The organism is Runella sp. MFBS21 (assembly GCF_029433105.1).
In the GTDB taxonomy this organism is placed as follows: Bacteria; Bacteroidota; Bacteroidia; order Cytophagales; family Spirosomataceae; genus Runella.
The window spans coordinates 168,160-184,745 of the sequence record NZ_JARNTW010000005.1 but is presented as its reverse complement, the minus strand read 5'-3'; the positions used below and the strand labels follow the sequence as shown (position 1 = coordinate 184,745).

The 16,586-nt window shown below is 41.0% G+C and carries 17 protein-coding genes; 5 read left to right on the top strand and 12 right to left on the bottom strand.

Features of this window, described 5'->3' with window-relative positions:
* Positions 1–18: 18 nt before the first annotated feature.
* Both P1X15_RS13700 and P1X15_RS13695 read right to left on the bottom strand, forming a co-directional pair.
* Positions 19–3,174 carry a hypothetical protein gene (locus P1X15_RS13700; protein WP_277338693.1) on the bottom strand — a complete coding sequence of 1,052 codons (3,156 nt, stop codon included), beginning with the start codon at positions 3,172–3,174 and terminating at the stop codon, positions 19–21.
* A gap of 25 nt (positions 3,175–3,199) precedes the next feature.
* Positions 3,200–4,864, bottom strand: coding sequence for a hypothetical protein (locus P1X15_RS13695; protein ID WP_277338692.1), 1,665 nt, complete (start codon positions 4,862–4,864; stop codon positions 3,200–3,202).
* 705 nt (positions 4,865–5,569) lie between these two features.
* Here P1X15_RS13695 and P1X15_RS13690 point away from each other — a divergent pair.
* Entirely contained in the window at positions 5,570–6,274 is a 705-nt protein-coding gene (locus P1X15_RS13690; protein WP_277338691.1) for a LytTR family DNA-binding domain-containing protein, read from the top strand.
* An 11-nt stretch (positions 6,275–6,285) separates the two neighbouring features.
* Here P1X15_RS13690 and P1X15_RS13685 read toward each other — a convergent pair whose 3' ends face one another.
* Positions 6,286–7,035: a DUF4197 domain-containing protein gene (locus tag P1X15_RS13685; RefSeq protein ID WP_409049686.1), complete on the bottom strand. Its 750-nt coding sequence runs from the start codon at positions 7,033–7,035 to the stop codon at positions 6,286–6,288.
* A 147-nt stretch (positions 7,036–7,182) separates the two neighbouring features.
* Here P1X15_RS13685 and P1X15_RS13680 point away from each other — a divergent pair, with 147 nt between their 5' ends.
* From P1X15_RS13680 to P1X15_RS13670, 3 genes are all read left to right on the top strand, one after another.
* Positions 7,183–8,427: a competence/damage-inducible protein A gene (locus tag P1X15_RS13680; RefSeq protein ID WP_277338689.1), complete on the top strand. Its 1,245-nt coding sequence runs from the start codon at positions 7,183–7,185 to the stop codon at positions 8,425–8,427.
* A 30-nt stretch (positions 8,428–8,457) separates the two neighbouring features.
* Positions 8,458–9,768 (top strand): dihydrolipoamide acetyltransferase family protein, encoded by a 1,311-nt coding sequence (locus P1X15_RS13675; RefSeq protein WP_277338688.1) that lies wholly within the window; start codon positions 8,458–8,460, stop codon positions 9,766–9,768.
* 142 nt (positions 9,769–9,910) lie between these two features.
* On the top strand, positions 9,911–10,759 hold the full coding sequence (locus P1X15_RS13670) for an alpha/beta fold hydrolase (RefSeq protein WP_277338687.1): 849 nt from the start codon (positions 9,911–9,913) through the stop codon (positions 10,757–10,759).
* Positions 10,760–10,823: 64 nt separating this feature from the next.
* Here P1X15_RS13670 and P1X15_RS13665 read toward each other — a convergent pair whose 3' ends face one another.
* The 4 genes from P1X15_RS13665 to P1X15_RS13650 form a co-directional block, all read right to left on the bottom strand.
* Positions 10,824–11,321, bottom strand: coding sequence for a lipocalin family protein (locus tag P1X15_RS13665; RefSeq protein WP_277338686.1), 498 nt, complete (start codon positions 11,319–11,321; stop codon positions 10,824–10,826).
* Between the two features lie 79 nt (positions 11,322–11,400).
* Positions 11,401–11,931 (bottom strand): GNAT family N-acetyltransferase, encoded by a 531-nt coding sequence (locus tag P1X15_RS13660; protein ID WP_277338685.1) that lies wholly within the window; start codon positions 11,929–11,931, stop codon positions 11,401–11,403.
* A gap of 39 nt (positions 11,932–11,970) precedes the next feature.
* Positions 11,971–12,705, bottom strand: coding sequence for a subclass B1 metallo-beta-lactamase (bla, locus tag P1X15_RS13655; protein WP_277338684.1), 735 nt, complete (start codon positions 12,703–12,705; stop codon positions 11,971–11,973).
* Positions 12,706–12,737: 32 nt separating this feature from the next.
* A complete protein-coding gene (locus tag P1X15_RS13650; protein WP_277338683.1) occupies positions 12,738–13,841 on the bottom strand; it encodes a VWA domain-containing protein in 1,104 nt (367 codons plus the stop codon).
* A 190-nt stretch (positions 13,842–14,031) separates the two neighbouring features.
* On the opposite strand from P1X15_RS13650, the gene P1X15_RS13645 reads away from it, so the two are divergent.
* Positions 14,032–14,766 (top strand): class I SAM-dependent methyltransferase, encoded by a 735-nt coding sequence (locus P1X15_RS13645; protein ID WP_277338682.1) that lies wholly within the window; start codon positions 14,032–14,034, stop codon positions 14,764–14,766.
* A gap of 54 nt (positions 14,767–14,820) precedes the next feature.
* Here P1X15_RS13645 and P1X15_RS13640 read toward each other — a convergent pair whose 3' ends face one another.
* The 5 genes from P1X15_RS13640 to P1X15_RS13620 form a co-directional block, all read right to left on the bottom strand.
* Entirely contained in the window at positions 14,821–15,249 is a 429-nt protein-coding gene (locus P1X15_RS13640) for a BrxA/BrxB family bacilliredoxin (RefSeq protein ID WP_277338681.1), read from the bottom strand.
* Between the two features lie 104 nt (positions 15,250–15,353).
* Positions 15,354–15,668, bottom strand: a complete 315-nt coding sequence (locus P1X15_RS13635) for an SUF system Fe-S cluster assembly protein (protein WP_277338680.1) — start codon at positions 15,666–15,668, stop codon at positions 15,354–15,356.
* 11 nt (positions 15,669–15,679) lie between these two features.
* Positions 15,680–16,105, bottom strand: coding sequence for a SufE family protein (locus P1X15_RS13630; protein WP_277338679.1), 426 nt, complete (start codon positions 16,103–16,105; stop codon positions 15,680–15,682).
* Entirely contained in the window at positions 16,102–16,395 is a 294-nt protein-coding gene (locus P1X15_RS13625) for a type II toxin-antitoxin system RelE/ParE family toxin (protein ID WP_277338678.1), read from the bottom strand. The genes P1X15_RS13630 and P1X15_RS13625 overlap by 4 nt, the downstream gene beginning before the upstream one ends.
* Positions 16,380–16,577: a hypothetical protein gene (locus P1X15_RS13620; protein WP_277338677.1), complete on the bottom strand. Its 198-nt coding sequence runs from the start codon at positions 16,575–16,577 to the stop codon at positions 16,380–16,382. The genes P1X15_RS13625 and P1X15_RS13620 overlap by 16 nt, the downstream gene beginning before the upstream one ends.
* Positions 16,578–16,586 lie beyond the last annotated feature (9 nt).

Below are 16,586 nucleotides of genomic sequence, written 5' to 3'. Positions count from 1 at the left end.
TGAAAGGAAGAGGTAAGATTAATTAACTTTTACGGTGAAGGTGAGCGTAGTACTTCCTACCGCTAGACTAGGTACACTCCATTCATGAGTAAGGGAGTTGTAAGTGCCTGCACCAGCAGAAGCCGAAAGTAATGTAACCGCAGACGTAGGAATAGGGACATCTACTACTACATTGGTAGCGGTAGCGGGGCCTGCATTTGTTAGGGTTACGGTATAGGTAAGTTGTTGTCCCTTTGCTCCAGTTTTAGACGTAGGAGCCGTCACCGCTACACTCAAATTAGCCTGTGGAAGTGCCGCCGACACCACCACTGCAGTAGTAGCTGCTCCTCCACCAGAATAACAATCCAAGGCACTGTCGTGGAAAGCCGCATAAACTGTACCAGGCACAGGATAGGCTGAAGGATTGGCAATCTTATTGTCACTAGTTGCAGGCGTAGCTGTATGCCAAGTGAGTGAAGTGCCTGAAGGTAAATTGGAGGTAGTAATGCTATTAAGATTGACCGTTCCTGACCCCGAAATCGAAGTAGTACTCAATGTAGGGGCATGTTCACCCGCTGCACATTCAAAATAAGTACAAGGATCGTTGGGAGCATATACAACTAGTTTCGCTAAGGAATGGTACAAGTTGGCAAAAAACTTGTCGGTATTGCTAGTAATGGCATTACCAGTGGTTAGACCTCCTGTTTCACCAATTAACCCTACATCAGCCAGATATACATCGCCTGTTAGCTTATCCAAAACGCCCGTGTTTCTTTTTGTGGTGCTATTATCTTGTACAAGTACACAGCTAGTAGTGGGGATTTGGTCGTATGCTCCTTGAAAACCACCTCCTTGATTAAAACTAGCAACTGTACCAAAAGGTCCTTCTATAATTTTTTGGCCAAGTGTGGTCAATGAATTGGGATTGGTGTTGTTACCACTACCCACATACCCAGAGCCTCCCAGACGGGTGGCATACCCTTGAAACGCTAAAATCATATTGCTTTTTGAGGCTGTAGTCCAAGCAATTAGTTCATTTTCTTCTGTATCAGTATAGGTACCATGGGTAGAGGCTGAACCTGCATCAGTATTACTAATTCCGAGATCCACAATTTGGCAACCTTGAGCCTCTAGCCCTGACTTGGTAAAAGCCGTTGAAAATGCAACCATTTTAAATGTAAATGTAGAAGTCCCTGTCAAACTAAAATTAGCTGCATTTAGTAATTTGTCGGCCGCGTTATTTCGGTCACCACCTCCAATCCCATACTGGAGCCCTGACTTATAACACACTGTGATTGTACGCTTTAGGGGAGGTATTTCACGATATTTTGCTTCTCCAACTCCAGGGTTTGTACTTGACAATATGTTTTTGGGACTATCCACGATTCCGTTGACGTCCTCATAGGTATCGGCTGTTTCGGAGCCACTATCCAAGCCATTCAGACCAGGGACTCCGTTGAAAGTTAGCCCCGATTCATTCTTATCCAACTCTAAATCTCCGTCTGAATCGGTATCCAAAAAATCTTCGCAACCATCTCCGTCGGTATCGGGGGGAGTGAGTCCACCCAAATACGCCGAATTTACCCCATTATTGGTAAGATAGGTGGGCGCATTATCAGCATTAGATGCTATGTATGTCAAGGTAGGTTGTGCTTCTACGTTATCAGGAATACCATCGTTGTCGGAATCCAAATCTAAACTATTGGCAATACCATCTCCATCAAAATCACACAAGGAAGCCGCTTCTATATGAACAAATAACTCATTGATCCAAGGTGATTGGCGAGAAGTTCCGGAAACACCATACAAACGGTATGATTTATACGATGTAGTATTAGAAGAAAAATTGAATGTTTCTGCATTATCACAGGTCCCATATGCACAAGCGGCTACAGTTGCGGTGCGAGTAGAGGTCAACAAATCAGTCCACGTACTCCCATCGTTACTACCTTGGACTTTCATGACTGTTCCGTTAGCAAATACATAGGCACCTACTGCCAACTCAAACCCCTTCAGCAAGGTGGGTTTGAGAAAATCTATCTTTACATACGTTTTATTAGCCACTGCCTGCGTAGCGCCTGTATAGTAAAAAGAATTGTTTGCTACATTTCCGTCCAATAATACATCAATACTCCCCGTAACAGTGGCTGTCGTAGAAAGCTTGATTTTGGCTTTATTGGTGAGGTTTGTATTGTAATTAATAGCAGCACAATAGGCATCTTCTACGGTATCCAGAATGCCGTCGTTATCGTCGTCAAGATCTACTTTATTTCCTAGTCCATCCCCGTCTGTATCTACAAATGGAGTCACACCTGGGTCAACGATGGTGGCGCTAAGGTCACAATTGCTAGTTGTGTTTGTAAGAGTAAGGGTTACATTTCCAGCACCCGCTGAGCCAGGTTGAAGAGAAAATGATGTAGTGGTGCCATAAGTACCTGTGGTAGGAGTAACCGAGCCGCTCGATACGGCTACTGCATAAGTACCCGTCCCCCCTTGTGGATTCAGCTTAAATGTGATTTGGTCGTCGGTCGTGATACTCGTATTTGATCCATAGTTATTATCAATATCCGACAAACCCAAAGTCAAGGTAGGGCTCCCAAAATAGAGTTCATGCGTCCAGTTGTTGGCTGTAGTACCCGAAATCCCATAAATACGATACTGCAAATAAGGCGTTGTGTTTCCAGCAATTGGAAATTTACGGGAGTTGCCGCTTGCTCCGTATACTGGCGCCGTAGCTGTCGATGAAAAGGTGAGCGTTCCTGTCAAATCCGTCCAGTCTGTACCATTATTACTTCCTTCAATACGATAAGTCGCGTTATTGTTGAGAGGTGTATTAGTGACAATCTCTATACCATTGATAATGGCAGCAGAAGGAAACACAAACTTCAATACTTCTTTGTTGGCAATGGCCTGACTATTTGTAAACCAAAAACCATTGGTACTAGCATCACCATCTTTAAGAGCTGTCAATGCTCCTCCTCCTGTCGTTATTTCAGAAGAAATAGTAATGGTGGTTTTGTTGCTCGACGCATTCCAATCAACATAACAGCTTGGATTAGCTAGTGTAATAGCTGCTTTTTTGATAGGCTTGCGGGCATAAGAGGGAATATAAACTAGTATATTCAACATCACCAGAAAAAACAGCGAGCCAGCTCCTGTTTTTGCATGCCTCTGGAAGGGTATTTTAGTTCTCATAATGTATGTATAAGATAGGATTTTACTAGATAGATTGTATTATTCTACTTTTGGGTCTTTTTGATAATGCTACTTGTTTGGCTACATGATATGGCTCTTGCTCGCCCCGATAAAGGTGCAATCGGGCCCTACTTTCCTCAATAGGGTACATCAATCGCGGTGGTTCATCGTATTTAATAGCATTCTGAAGTCTACTTGCTTCGCTCCAAGCAGTTTCATTGAAAGACTGCGTTTTATCCATATTATCTATCCATCCTGCTAATTCATAGCGCGCTACACTCATAATATCATAGGTTTCATTGATACTTTTAAATTCTGAAGTATGTTGCTGGTTTTGTCCCTCTTGTTCAAATTGAGTCATGAGTTGGCTTAATTCACCTCCATACCCAATAGCTTCCTGCATTTGGTTGTTTGTAATAGCCTCCATACCAAGGCAATAGAGGCGCATTACTTGAAAGTATTTTTGAACAAATGGACTAACTATAGGCTGATCAAGCGAATGCAATAGTTTATCAATATGCGTCACGGCTTGGGGCCATTTTCTAAATCGAATATGAACTAACGCAGGCAATATGCGTCCCTCATAATGAATCATCTGGCCTGCACCTTCGTTTGGAAATGCACCACTAAGCGTAAGATTTGCAATGGTAGTAGCAGTTTGCAGCGCTCCTTTATAGTCTGCCATTTCGGCTTGTGCTACGGCCAAAAAGTGCAGGTTATGGATATAGTTTTGATTGGCGGAAAAGGGGATTTTTTCCGCCAAATGATATTCATTCTCTTGTTTTTTAGTGGATTGGTATGCTCCAATAGCCTTTTCATAGGCTCCCGATAGATAATACAAATGCCCCGGCATGTGCACGAGGTGGGGAGAGTTAGGAGCTAATTTTGCCATTTTTTCTGCAACTGGCTTTGCTTTTTCAAATTCAGTCCGTAGCTCCATTACATGTACATAGTAATGCATAAGCGAAACTTGGTCTGGAAAGCGCCGAAGAGATTTTTCTAACAAACTTTTCACTTCCAATTGAGTCGCTTCATTATCATATTGACGCAATATGATGGCCGCAAACGCAATCGCCTCAGGTTCGTCTGGATAGGTTTTATACAAATTCCTAAATGCTTCGACGGCTTTATTACCAATTCCCTCTTTAATCATTACCTCTGAGGCATGAATCAGGTCTTTTTCAAAACCTGAAATAGGCTGTTGAAGATATTTTGCTTTGTCAATCGCCTCTACCCAAGGTTGATTGTCACCGCCAAAACCGGGTTGGCACATAGCCATTCCCCAATACCCCATGGCACAGTTGGTATCTAGCTTTATTACTTGTTGAAAAGCCCTATAAGCTTCCAAATGCCAAAATCCGTGGAGATGATTCAATCCTTGATCAAACCATTTTTGTGCTTCTTGGCTAGCGGTAGTTATCTCCAAATGACTGTTTCCTATCTCTTTACGAAATTGGGGGGCTGGTAAATCAGCAATAGAAGCCAGCAGAACACCTCCACTTCTGCATAAAGGAATGGATTTTGGGCTTGTAGATATAGCACTATCCTTGTCTGTAGAATCTGTGCTACAACCCACCACAAATACTATAAATATGCTGTTTAAAAATACAACTTCTATCCCTTTCGTACAAAGCACCCTAAAGAACAAAAATCCAAGTCGCTTTAGTATATCAAAAAATAAAGATTTCATTGAATATAATTAGGGCATGTTTTTAAAATGAATTGATTCAACTAATTCGCTTATATAAAATTTTACTGATTCGATAAATTATAAAAATCAAATCACTAACTATCAATCAATTACACACACCCTTTCAACTCTTCTCAATTACATATCAACTTCCAAGCCATATTATCAATATGACAAACAAAACATATGAATAGCTGATATAACTCAACGAATATTCCATTTGAGCATACCAAACCACACTTTCCCCCTTTAAATTACAGGTATATTTATTACACAAAGCCTCATCAAAATATTCCAAAAAGCCAACTACGTCGCTTATTTTCTATATCAAACAACATATAAGCTCCTAACCCTATGCTATAGTAGCGGACAATCAATCATCCATAATTTCAAAGCTTATCTAAAATACGTTGTTAGAAGAATATTCATAGAATACAGTTTAGCAATCTGTATTTTGTGTTGAAGCCAAAGTACAAGTTGAGCCACATCCCCCCAAGTCAACATAAACAACGAATCACCACTCAATTATACTTTTAGATTGTTTACTCTCACAAGCTGATTACATTCGTACTTCATTATACGTTAGTCAAGTTTGTCCATAAAAATGCTTAACCAAAAAAGGGGGGGCATAAATTTCTATTGACTAATTGGCAAATAAATTGACTAATTGGAATAACTTTACAACCGCCCTAACACCCCACAAAGATGAGAAAACAGATTAAATATCTAGTGGTAGGCAGTTACGAGTTGAGTCAACAAATTATCAGCTTTGTAGATGAACTACCTTTTTTTTCGATTGCGATTAATTGTCTCACATTCAAGGAAATGACAAAGCTCCTTAAGGTACACGCTGTTGATGTAGTACTATTGGATGCTTCTCTTCCTCACTTCAACGAATTGGGTATTCTTTCTAATATGGCAACAATTATTGTCATTTCTGATAGCGACAAAGAGGCCTTAAAAGCATTTGAAATAGGTGCTACCGATTACCTAATCAAACCCTTAAACGTGCCCCAATTTTCGAAGGCTTTTTTCAGAGCAATCAAAGCTAATGTTACCCAGCACAGTATTGTATTTCCCTCTGAAATTTTGGTTAAGTCAGGACGACGAATGGAAATAGTGCACTTTGACACTATTCAATACATAGAAGCTTACGGAATGTACTCCAAAATATTTCAGGACAACGGAAAGGTTCTCATCGCCAATTCCATGTTAATATCCCTAGAAAAACAACTCCCTAATAAATTATTTTTACGTATTCATCGCTCTTTTGTAGTCAACATTCAAAAAATCATGGGTTTTGACAAGCGAAAGGTCTATTTAGAAAACAAGGAAATTGAATTGGGGGGAGTATATAAGGCCAAATTCAATTCCTTGTTTAGTTTTTTGGATAATACGCTACCCAACTGAAATACTATACGTTATTTTGATCCAAATACTTTTTGTAGTATGTCATTGACTCGCGCCACAGGATCTTTACGGATTTTGCGTTCTTCTTGAGCTACCAACACAAACAGCCCGTCAATCGCTTTTTGCGTAGCATACTGCTTAAGGTCAGGATTCACCTTTTGTACCAAAGGAATTTTGTTGTACGTGTTGACCAAATCGGCATAGTATTTGGTAGCGTTGTTGAGCTTAAGCGTACTATCTACTACGGGATAAAACTGCTTGTACAACTCCTCATTGGTGGTACGCTGCAAGTAGCCCGTTGCGGCCGTAGAGTCTCCCTTCAAAATCCCCAACGCGTCTTGAATCGTCATAGAGGTGATGGCTTTCACAAAAATAGGTTTTGATTTTTTGGCGGCATCTTCGGCAGCACGGTTGAGCGAAAGCACAAATCTATCCACCTCTTTGCCAAATCCCATTTGACGAAGTCTTGCTTCTACGCGCTGTACATCGGGCGGAAATGCGATTTTAATCAGCGAATTTTTAAAATAGCCATCCACCGCCGAAGCTTTGGCGGAGCCATTGGAAATACCTACCTGCAAGGCTTCTTTTAGTCCTTTTATGATATCATCATTGGTGAGACCATCGGCGGTGTTTTGCCCCGTAAGTACTTGTCCTGCTTTGTTTAGCAGCCCTCCAAGACCGCCAGGCTTATTGTCTTGGGCAAAAATTTGAAGAGAAATAAGAGTAATAAGACCCGTAAAAAACGCAGATTTTTTCATGATACGTAACATTTGATTTAAGTAGGTGTGTAAGTAAGACAACTAATTTGTAAAGAAGTCACAAACATATTACTAAGAAAATAGATTGTAAAAGAACAACGTTCATGCCAAAACAGAATTTTGTCTAACTTTGAAAAAAATTTATTAACCATGGTCAAAGCTGAAGTAATTACGATTGGAGACGAAATATTGTTTGGACAAATCACCGATACAAATACGCAATGGATAAGTACAGAACTCACCAATATTGGCATCCGAACCATTCGCAAATCTTCCGTGGGCGACAATGAAGATAGTATTTTGGAAATTCTCGCCGAAGCCGAAAAGAGAGCGGACGTCATCTTAATCACAGGCGGACTTGGCCCCACCAAAGACGATATCACCAAAACTACTCTTTGCAAATATTTTGATACTGAGCTATATATCAATGAAGAAGCGTTGGCATTGGTGACCTCATTTTTTGTAAAGAGAGGTCGCCCCATGACAGAACTCAATCGTCAACAAGCCGCTCTTCCTAAAAACAGTACATACATTCCCAATAATTGGGGTACTGCTCCTGGGATGTGGTTTGAACGCAACGGCAAAGTTTTTGTTTCGATGCCGGGTGTGCCTTTTGAAATGAAAAGCCTTATGAGTCATGCTATTTTGCCAAAATTACAGTCGTTTTTTAAAACAGCGGTCATTCATCACAAAATGCTACGCACCATTGGCATTGGGGAGTCTTTCTTAGCCGAGCGCATAGAAGCTTGGGAAGATGCCCTACCCTCTCATATCAAACTTGCCTATTTACCTAGTTTTGGACAAGTACGCTTACGCCTCACAGCTACTGGCACTGACCTCTCTCAGCTCCAAAAAGATACGCAAACAGAAGTAGACAAAGTAATGCCTCTCATCGCCCATTTTGTGTATGGATACGATGACGATGAAATCGAAACTGTGGTGGGTAAATTACTCAAAGAACGAGGCCAAACCGTAGCTACTGCCGAAAGCTGTACCGGTGGCTACGTATCTCATCTTATCACCAAAATACCCGGTTCTTCTCAGTATTTTATGGGAGGAATAGTAAGTTATAGCAACGACGTCAAGATACACCAACTAGGCGTGAGTCCCGATACACTAGCTACTGTGGGTGCTGTAAGCGAGCAGACAGTCATACAAATGGCTGAAGGAGTGCGTCAGCGTCTCCAAACTACCTATGGTATTTCGGCAAGTGGTATCGCAGGCCCTGACGGGGGCAGCGACGAAAAACCAGTAGGTACTATTTGGATTGCGGTGGCGGGTCCTGACAATACCGTAACCCAAAAACTTCAGTTAGGAAAATTTCGCGAACAAAACATTCAATTTACCAGCGTTTATTTATTGAATTTATTACGTAAACAAATGTTGGGTATATAGAGTAGTTTAATCATTCTTAATTAAATACCAATGGCAATAGCAGAAATGGTGATGCCTCGCATGGGTGAGAGCATCATGGAGTGTACCATCATCAATATCCTAAAACAAGTAGGTGATTCGGTATCAGCCGATGATTCGGTATTGGAAGTAGCCACCGACAAAGTAGACACCGAAGTGCCTTCCCCTTTTAGTGGCGTAATTACCGAAATCCTTGTCAAAGAGGGAGATGTAGTTCCTATTGGTCAGACCGTAATCAAAATTGAGACTTCATCCCTTCTCCCTATAGCCCCCCCTTCTGATGCCCCCGCGCCTAGTGACGGCGAAGAAGAAGTAATCGAACTAGAGCGCCAGTTTCATGAAGTTTCGAGCGCACTTACCTCAAGTTTTACTGAATCAGGTGCTAAAGCTACAGGGCGATTTTATTCTCCATTGGTATTAAACATCGCCAAAACCGAAGGACTCTCTGCCCAAGAACTCGACCAAATCGAAGGAACAGGTGCCGAAAATAGGGTTACAAAAAAAGATATTCTCAGGTATTTGGAACAGAAAAAACAAACACCTTCTGCTCCAACCCAAAAGCCTACCGCGCCCTCGCCAACGGTCACTCCTATCAAAACTTCTGACTCAGGTGCGGTAGAAATCATACCTATGGACCGAATGCGCCGTCTCATCGCCGAGCGCATGATCGAATCCAAACGTATTTCACCCCATGTGTCGTCGTTTGTAGAAACCGACATGACCAACATTGTTTTGTGGCGCAATCAAATCAAAGACGATTTCAAACGCCAAACTGGAGAAGGAATCACTTTTACACCGCTGCTTATTGAAGCAGTAGTGAAAGCAATCAAAGACTTCCCGCTTATTAATATTTCGGTAGAAGGCGACAACATCCTTAAGAAAAGAGACATCAATATTGGTATGGCGGTGGCATTGCCTAGTGGGAATCTGATTGTACCTGTAATCCACAATGCCGACCAGTATAGTTTGATTGGTTTAGCCAAAAAAGTAAACGACCTTGCCAATCGAGCTCGCCAAAACAAGCTCACTGCCGACGATCTAGCCGGTGGTACCTACACCGTTTCCAACATCGGAACTTTTGGTAACATCATGGGAACTCCTATCATCCTCCAACCGCAAGTAGCCATCATGGCTTTTGGGGCTATCCAAAAGCGTCCCGTGGTCATCGAAACCCCACAAGGTGACGTAATTGGTATCAGAAGTATGATGTATATCTCTCACTCATATGATCATAGAGTGGTAGACGGCGCTCTGGGAGGGATGTTTGTTAAGCGAGTCAGTGAGTACTTAGAAGGTTTTGACCCACAAAGAAAAATATTCTAAAAGCCCATTTTCATCCCCACCTTCGCAGATAAGTTGGGGATTTTTTTTCCTAAAATTGTAAGGTACGATTCTTTTAGCGATTCAAGAAAGAGCTTATTTTATCACTTGCTAAGGCTATTTCTTAGCTTAACTTTCTTTCGCTATGCCCATGATACAAACAGCCCCCAATGTAAATCTCCACGTAGAAGATTGGGGTCACGGCCCAACGGTCGTTTTTTTGCACGGATGGCCACTAAGCCACGAAATGTTTGAATATCAAATCAATCAACTTGGTAACGATTTTCGGTGTATTTTGATTGACCGCCGCGGCTTTGGACAATCCGATAAGCCTTGGTCAGGCTATGATTACGATACTTTGGCTGATGACCTAGAAGCAGTTTTTGAAGCCCTCAGCTTAGAAGAGATTACTTTGATAGGTTTTTCAATGGGAGGTGCCGAAGCCATTCGCTACATAAGTCGACACGGAAGCCGCCGTATCGCCAAGTTAGTTTTGCTGGGAGCCGCTGCCCCTAAAATGTTAAAAACACCTGATTTTGAAGAAGGTATTGATAAAGAAGTATTCGACGAAATGATTGAAAATGCCATCCAAGATCGTGCTACTTTTATGGAATCATTCAGCAAAGATTTTTTTGGAGTCAATCTTCTCAATACCCCTTTGAGCAGCCAATTGCTAGATTGGTTTCATGGTCTAGGAATGAAATCGTCGCCAAGAGCCTTTGTAAACTGTATTCTCACTTTCAGTCAGGCCGACTTGCGAGAAGACCTCGCCACAATTGATGTTCCTACGCTTATTATTCATGGTACAGGCGACAAAACTGTTCCATTTGAACTCACTGCCAAAGCCATGCACCAAGGTATAGCAGGCTCACAATTGATTTCCTATGAAGAGGCCCCTCATGGCTTTTTTTATACCGAATGGCCTCAACTCAACCGCCACCTAACTGAGTTTATCACCAGCTCAGTAGCCATAGAAGAAAAAGTATTATCCTAAAACAACCGAGCGGCCTTGTTATCCTGTGACGCCACACCATAACAAGGCCGCTCAATACTCATTACTATACTTTTTTAAATTTGTAGGTAGTAATCACTTTAATATTGACCGAAGGATTATCGGGGTCTGGCTCCATTATGGTCTGTGACATCGAAAAAGTATCACTATCTACCGTATAATCGAACTCCGTCACCTCATTATCTTTATCCGTAAACTTGAGTTTACTTCCTGAGACCTCCCATTTGGTAGTACCGTTAAGCCCTTCTATTTCTGTATCCTCAGTAATACAACTTGGAGGATTGTTTGTGGAAAATACACCATCTGATTTGAAAGTAAAAATCATGTCTGAAAAACAAGTACCAAAAAGTGCAAAAAGAGGCAGAATATCTTCTTCGGGCTCATTGTCTTCTTTTATTAATAGTGCGCTCAACTTCCAATTGCCCACCAAGGGCCCACCGGCCGTTGGGTCGTCTTTTTTACTACAAGAAAAAACAACTGTCATGAGAAGGCAAATCGCCGCTGACCGTAAAAAAACCGGAGAAGGAAAAAGTGTGTTTACCATAAGATAATAGATAAAAAGGTGTGAGAAAAACTTTTATTTAAAGTTAACAAAAATTTCTATTAAGCTCTATTCTAATTTATCAAACGGTAATTCTGGTGACACCCGAAAATGCTGGATTGAGCCATCCCATGGGCACATCGGCTACGATAGTTCCGTCGGGGTCAAGCACCCTCCCTTCTGCTCTACCTTCTTCTTTGAATCCTATTTTTTTGTAAAGTTCAATCGCCTTAGGATTGCTTGAACGTGCATGAAGCTCAATACGTAAAATATCTTTTCGCTCCTGCATAACATAATCGAGCAAAGCCGTAAAGACTTTTTTCCCTAGCCCTTTCCCCTGAAAATCAGGATGCACACAAATAGTAGTATCTCCCAACATATGCTTAAAACACTCAATACCTAAAGAATAAGTGTGTACTTCGGCCACAATTTGCCCTTTTTCTTCTGCTACGATAGAACAACCATTGGCCAAGCTTTTGGTTAAAAAGTTTTGGATATATACCTCCGTGATTTCGTGTTCTTTGCGGGCAATCCCACCCGATATCCGGGCAACAGTTTGGTACAAGTATTGGATTGAATGAAGATCCTCTAAGGTAGATTTTCTAATGAGCATTAGTAAAGTTAGGTTGTAAGCAATAGAAGACTGCTGTATTTATTCTTGAAACAACTTGATTGTATAATCCAACAAGCTCATATCTCCGTACTTTCCATGCCCTGGCACTACGGTTTTTAGGGAAGAATACTGCTGCTTGATACGGGCTACAGTAGCGCCCCAATCTCCTACTGTAGCATCGGCCAAATTTCCCTTTTTGGCTCCAATCTCTTTGATTAAACACCCTCCAAACAATACCTCTTCGTTTGGAATATAACTTGTGATATTGTCGGAAGTGTGGCCCTTGCCCCAGTAAGTATTAATGACTTTTTGGTTGCCCAATGTCAATATCAATTCTTTTTCAAAACCGTGTTGAGGAATTTCAGGCTTACCAACAGTATCTTTTTGGGCAAACTGCTGCGTTAGAGTAGAGGAATAGGAGGGCACTCCTCTATCATGAAATACTCGAAGCCCCCCCAAACAATCTTCATGAAAATGATTGATAACCACCGCCTTTACCTTCGCCTTGGCTTCGAGTTCAACCCATTTAAACAACGCCACCGAAGCTGAATCGTTGACAGGAGTGTCAAACACAATCGCTTCTCCATTTTGGATATAAATCATGCCATTGCACGGTACCTTTCCCCATACGCGCGTAAATAAAAAAGAACGATGAACGTAAATATTTGCACTGATTGGCTCTACTTCAATAAGAGGCGTTTTATAAACCTGTGCCTTTAGTTCTATGAAAAACAATAGCCCTAAGGCAATCTTAAATATACTTTTTTTAGTCATTATCAATGATTTACTCTGCTCTCAAATATTTTTTACTTTAAATTTTTACGACGATTACGTTGGAAATCTTCCAGCACAAACCCTCCTAAGCCCTGCAAATTGCTATAATATGCCCGACCATTGTTAACTCTCGTAAACTCCTGAACAAATTGTTTTAAGTAAGGGTCAGAAGCAATCATAAAGGTCGTGATTGGAATTTCTAGGCGACGACACTGCGCTGCAAGCGTAAGGGTTTTACTCACGATTTTTCGATCAAGCCCAAAACTATTTTTATAATATCTAAGCCCTTCTTTTAAGCACGTAGGTTTGCCATCAGTAATCATAAAAATCTGCTTGTTTTTGGTTTTACGACGCCGTAGCAAATCCATCGCCAGCTCCAGTCCCGCCACGGTATTGGTGTGGTAAGGCCCTACTTCCAGATAGGGCAAATCTTTGAGTTGAATCTGCCAAGCATCATTTCCAAACACAATAATATCTAGTGTATCTTTTGGGTATTTAGTTTTGATAAGCTCTGCCATTGCCAACGCCACCTTTTTAGCAGGGGTGATACGGTCTTCTCCATACAAAATCATCGAGTGGCTCACATCGATCATTAAGACGGTAGAGGTGTTGGTTTTTTGCTCTTTTTCTACAACTTCTAAATCTTTTTCTAGCAAAAAAAAGTCTCCAATGCCATGATTGATTTGGGCATTTTTGATGGATTCGGTCATCGAAATTTGCTCAAGTGTATCTCCAAACTGAAAGTCACGTACATCACTGCTAAGTTCATCGCCCGTGCCAGTATAAGGCGTATGATGATTGCCCCCCGCTTTGGAGCGCTTGAGTTTACCAAAAATCTCTTCTAAAGCACTTCGTCTAATACTTCGTTCGCTTTTAGGAGTCATCACTACTTTTCCTTCTTCATTTTCTTCGGTGATGTAGCCCTTGCGCTTCAAATCCTCAAAGAAATCGCCAATCCCATATTGGTCATTGGTAAGGTTATACTGCCGATCCAATTGACTCATCCAAGCCATCGCTTGCGACACATCGCCTGAGGTCATCAGCAACAACTGCTGAAAAACATTGAACAATTCGTCAAATTTACTTTTGCCGCTTTGTTGGGTAGGTTTAAATTCTGAAAAACGATGACCTAACATAATAAAATTGGGGATTAAGATGTAACTTAATAAGAATCTCCGCTTCTGCTCAACACCGAAAATTCCTCAGAAGTTTGGAGAACGTCCTACAAAATAAGCTATATATCTATTTTTATCATTGAGTTAACTATAGTTGAGGTATATTGCCTTTCTTAGCAGCTTCTTAGGTTATTAACCACTTCGTATCGTTATGAATCAATCCGAAATCTCTTCTAACTTAAAGAGTGTGTATGATCAGCAGTATGCTCAAGCCGACACACGCTGGCGCGATATAGGCGCTCGCCAAAAAGCCGAAAACATCATCAAGTTATGTAAAAAACATAACTTTAACAAGCTTCTCGACGTAGGAGCAGGCGATGGCGCAGTGCTTACCGAATTAGATAGGCATCATTTTGTCAAAGAGCTATCTGCCGTCGAAATCTCCAATAGCGGCATCGAAAAAATCAACTCACGACAGCTTAATTCTCTTAAAGAAGTAAAGCTATTTGATGGGTATTCGATTCCTTATGCTGACAAAACCTTTCCGCTGGCGACCTGCTCACATGTGATAGAGCATGTAGAGCATCCACGGATTTTGTTAAGGGAGATTGCTCGCGTTTCTACGTACCAATTTTTCGAAATCCCGATTGATTTTAGTTTGTTTGTAGATCAAAAAATCGAACATTTTTTGTCTTACGGGCATATCAATATTTATACACCCGCTTTGTTCAAGTTTTTGTTAAAATCGGAGGGCTTTGAGATTTTGGATGAAGCCTTCATGTTTTTGAGTGATGAAGTAGTGGATTTTATGATGAAAGATTGGAAACAACGATTGATTTACAAAACCAAAGTTTTTTTCCTAAAAAACTCTCCATTTTATCGTGTCAAGCCCAATGCTTATGCGGTTTTGTGTCGCCACCAGGGACAAGACATCAAGATATTTTAACAGTAAGAGGCAGCTTTCTGATAGAAAACTGCCTCTTAAAACTGATGTAAAGTCTTAGGCTTTTTCGCCACAAAACTCTTCAAAAGCCATTACTAAGTGCTCAGCAATCATTTTGGCATTGCGACCCTCAATGTGGTGACGTTCAATGAAATGAACCAGCTCGTCGTCCTTAAAAATCGCAATAGAAGGCGAAGAAGGAGGATATGGCAACAAATACTCGCGCATTTTGGCAGTAGCTTCTTGGTCTACGCCCGCAAATACAGTTACGAGATTGTCAGGCTTTAAGTCACTAAAAGCCAAAGCCGCTTTTACACCTGGGCGACAAGCACCCGCTGCACAGCCACAAACCGAATTTACAACCACCAAAGAAGTGCCTTTAGCGTTGGCCATAAAATCGTCTACTTCAGCGCCAGTTGTCAGTTGTTGAAATCCTACGCTCGTCAGATCTTCTTTCATCGGAGCTACTAAGTGAGGAGGATACATAAGTTTATTTAATTTGAAAATTTGAAAATTAAAAGGTCTAATTTGGTCATTTGAGAATGAATAGAATCATTTTCAAATGACTGAATTTACTCATTTTTACATTATTACAAAAAGCCTAGCTCAAGCTTGGCTTCATCACTCATCATATCTTGCGAGTAGGGAGGATCCCAAGTAAGTTCTACGCTCACATCGTTTACGCCTTCTACTTCCCTGATTTTTTGTTCAATCTCACCCGGAATCGTCCCCGCCGAAGGGCAAGAGGGAGAAGTGAGCGTCATTTCTACGTAGACGTTATTGACAGGAAAGATTTTCAAGTCATAGATTAGCCCCAATTCCCATACATCCACGGGAATCTCAGGGTCATAGACTTGCTTTATTGCTTTTATGACTTCTTCTTTTAATTCTGCTTCTTCGGTCATTGTATGGTTGATTAGTTGGGTACGATTTGACTCTGGGCAAATTCTTTCATCCGCGCAATCATAGAGGCCAATCCTCCCGCACGACGCGAAGTGATGATATTGCTCATGCCTATTTTTTCAATGAAATAAAGTTGGGCAGCCGCAATATCCTCGGGTTTTTCGTCCGAAAGAACCTTAATTAAGAGACTCACCAATCCCTTACTGATTTGGGCTGTTGGTTCGCTATCTGCCTCAAAATGAACGAGATTATCACGCATTTCGCAGTGTAGCCACACCTTCGACTGACACCCCCGAATCAGGTTGTCGTCGGTCTTGTAAGCTTCATCAATAGGAGGCAGTTTTTTACCTAAGTCAATGATATATTGTGTTTTGTCTAACTGTTCGTCAAACAAATCAAAATCTTCGATTAGCTCGTCTTGTTTTTCGTTGATTGTCATTCTATTTTACCTAGAGGTCTTGATTGATGTCGTATCATCAATATAGTAATTACATCATTTAAGTAACTATAAACTATTCTGTATTTGCCAACAAATATTTCTCTGATAAAACGGATTTCTTTTTCAGGATTCATCTTTCCCATTTCAGGAAACTTACTTAAGATAAGCAAATTATGCTCTAATTCTTTTACCCAGTTTTCTGCTAAAACGTCTGAATCACGCATTAAATAAGAAACTACATCACGTAAATCCTCTTTAGCAGGCTCCGTCCATATTATCGTTTTAACCATTGCTTGGCTTGAGTCATAACATTATCATGTGAATCCACTTTTCCTGATGCTGCCTGTTCCAACGCATCATCCAATTTAGCAATCACGATAATTCGTTCAATGATTTCATCGACACTTACTCTTTCAGGCAAATCCTGTAGAGAGTCAATGACACTTTTTGTGCTAATTGTCGTTGATAACATTATTTTTAA

Excerpts from the sequence above, each read along its gene's own strand:
- P1X15_RS13695 (WP_277338692.1), bottom strand. The coding sequence starts at position 4,864 with ATGAAATCTTTATTTTTTGATATACTAAAGCGACTTGGATTTTTGTTC.
- P1X15_RS13645 (WP_277338682.1), top strand. The coding sequence starts at position 14,032 with ATGAATCAATCCGAAATCTCTTCTAACTTAAAGAGTGTGTATGATCAG.
- P1X15_RS13665 (WP_277338686.1), bottom strand. The coding sequence starts at position 11,321 with ATGGTAAACACACTTTTTCCTTCTCCGGTTTTTTTACGGTCAGCGGCG.
- P1X15_RS13630 (WP_277338679.1), bottom strand. The coding sequence starts at position 16,105 with ATGACAATCAACGAAAAACAAGACGAGCTAATCGAAGATTTTGATTTG.
- P1X15_RS13640 (WP_277338681.1), bottom strand. The coding sequence starts at position 15,249 with ATGTATCCTCCTCACTTAGTAGCTCCGATGAAAGAAGATCTGACGAGC.
- P1X15_RS13680 (WP_277338689.1), top strand. The coding sequence starts at position 7,183 with ATGGTCAAAGCTGAAGTAATTACGATTGGAGACGAAATATTGTTTGGA.
- P1X15_RS13620 (WP_277338677.1), bottom strand. The coding sequence starts at position 16,577 with ATGTTATCAACGACAATTAGCACAAAAAGTGTCATTGACTCTCTACAG.
- P1X15_RS13690 (WP_277338691.1), top strand. The coding sequence starts at position 5,570 with ATGAGAAAACAGATTAAATATCTAGTGGTAGGCAGTTACGAGTTGAGT.
- bla (WP_277338684.1), bottom strand. The coding sequence starts at position 12,705 with ATGACTAAAAAAAGTATATTTAAGATTGCCTTAGGGCTATTGTTTTTC.
- P1X15_RS13625 (WP_277338678.1), bottom strand. The coding sequence starts at position 16,395 with ATGGTTAAAACGATAATATGGACGGAGCCTGCTAAAGAGGATTTACGT.
- P1X15_RS13635 (WP_277338680.1), bottom strand. The coding sequence starts at position 15,668 with ATGACCGAAGAAGCAGAATTAAAAGAAGAAGTCATAAAAGCAATAAAG.
- P1X15_RS13675 (WP_277338688.1), top strand. The coding sequence starts at position 8,458 with ATGGCAATAGCAGAAATGGTGATGCCTCGCATGGGTGAGAGCATCATG.
- P1X15_RS13700 (WP_277338693.1), bottom strand. The coding sequence starts at position 3,174 with ATGAGAACTAAAATACCCTTCCAGAGGCATGCAAAAACAGGAGCTGGC.
- P1X15_RS13670 (WP_277338687.1), top strand. The coding sequence starts at position 9,911 with ATGCCCATGATACAAACAGCCCCCAATGTAAATCTCCACGTAGAAGAT.
- P1X15_RS13650 (WP_277338683.1), bottom strand. The coding sequence starts at position 13,841 with ATGTTAGGTCATCGTTTTTCAGAATTTAAACCTACCCAACAAAGCGGC.
- P1X15_RS13660 (WP_277338685.1), bottom strand. The coding sequence starts at position 11,931 with ATGCTCATTAGAAAATCTACCTTAGAGGATCTTCATTCAATCCAATAC.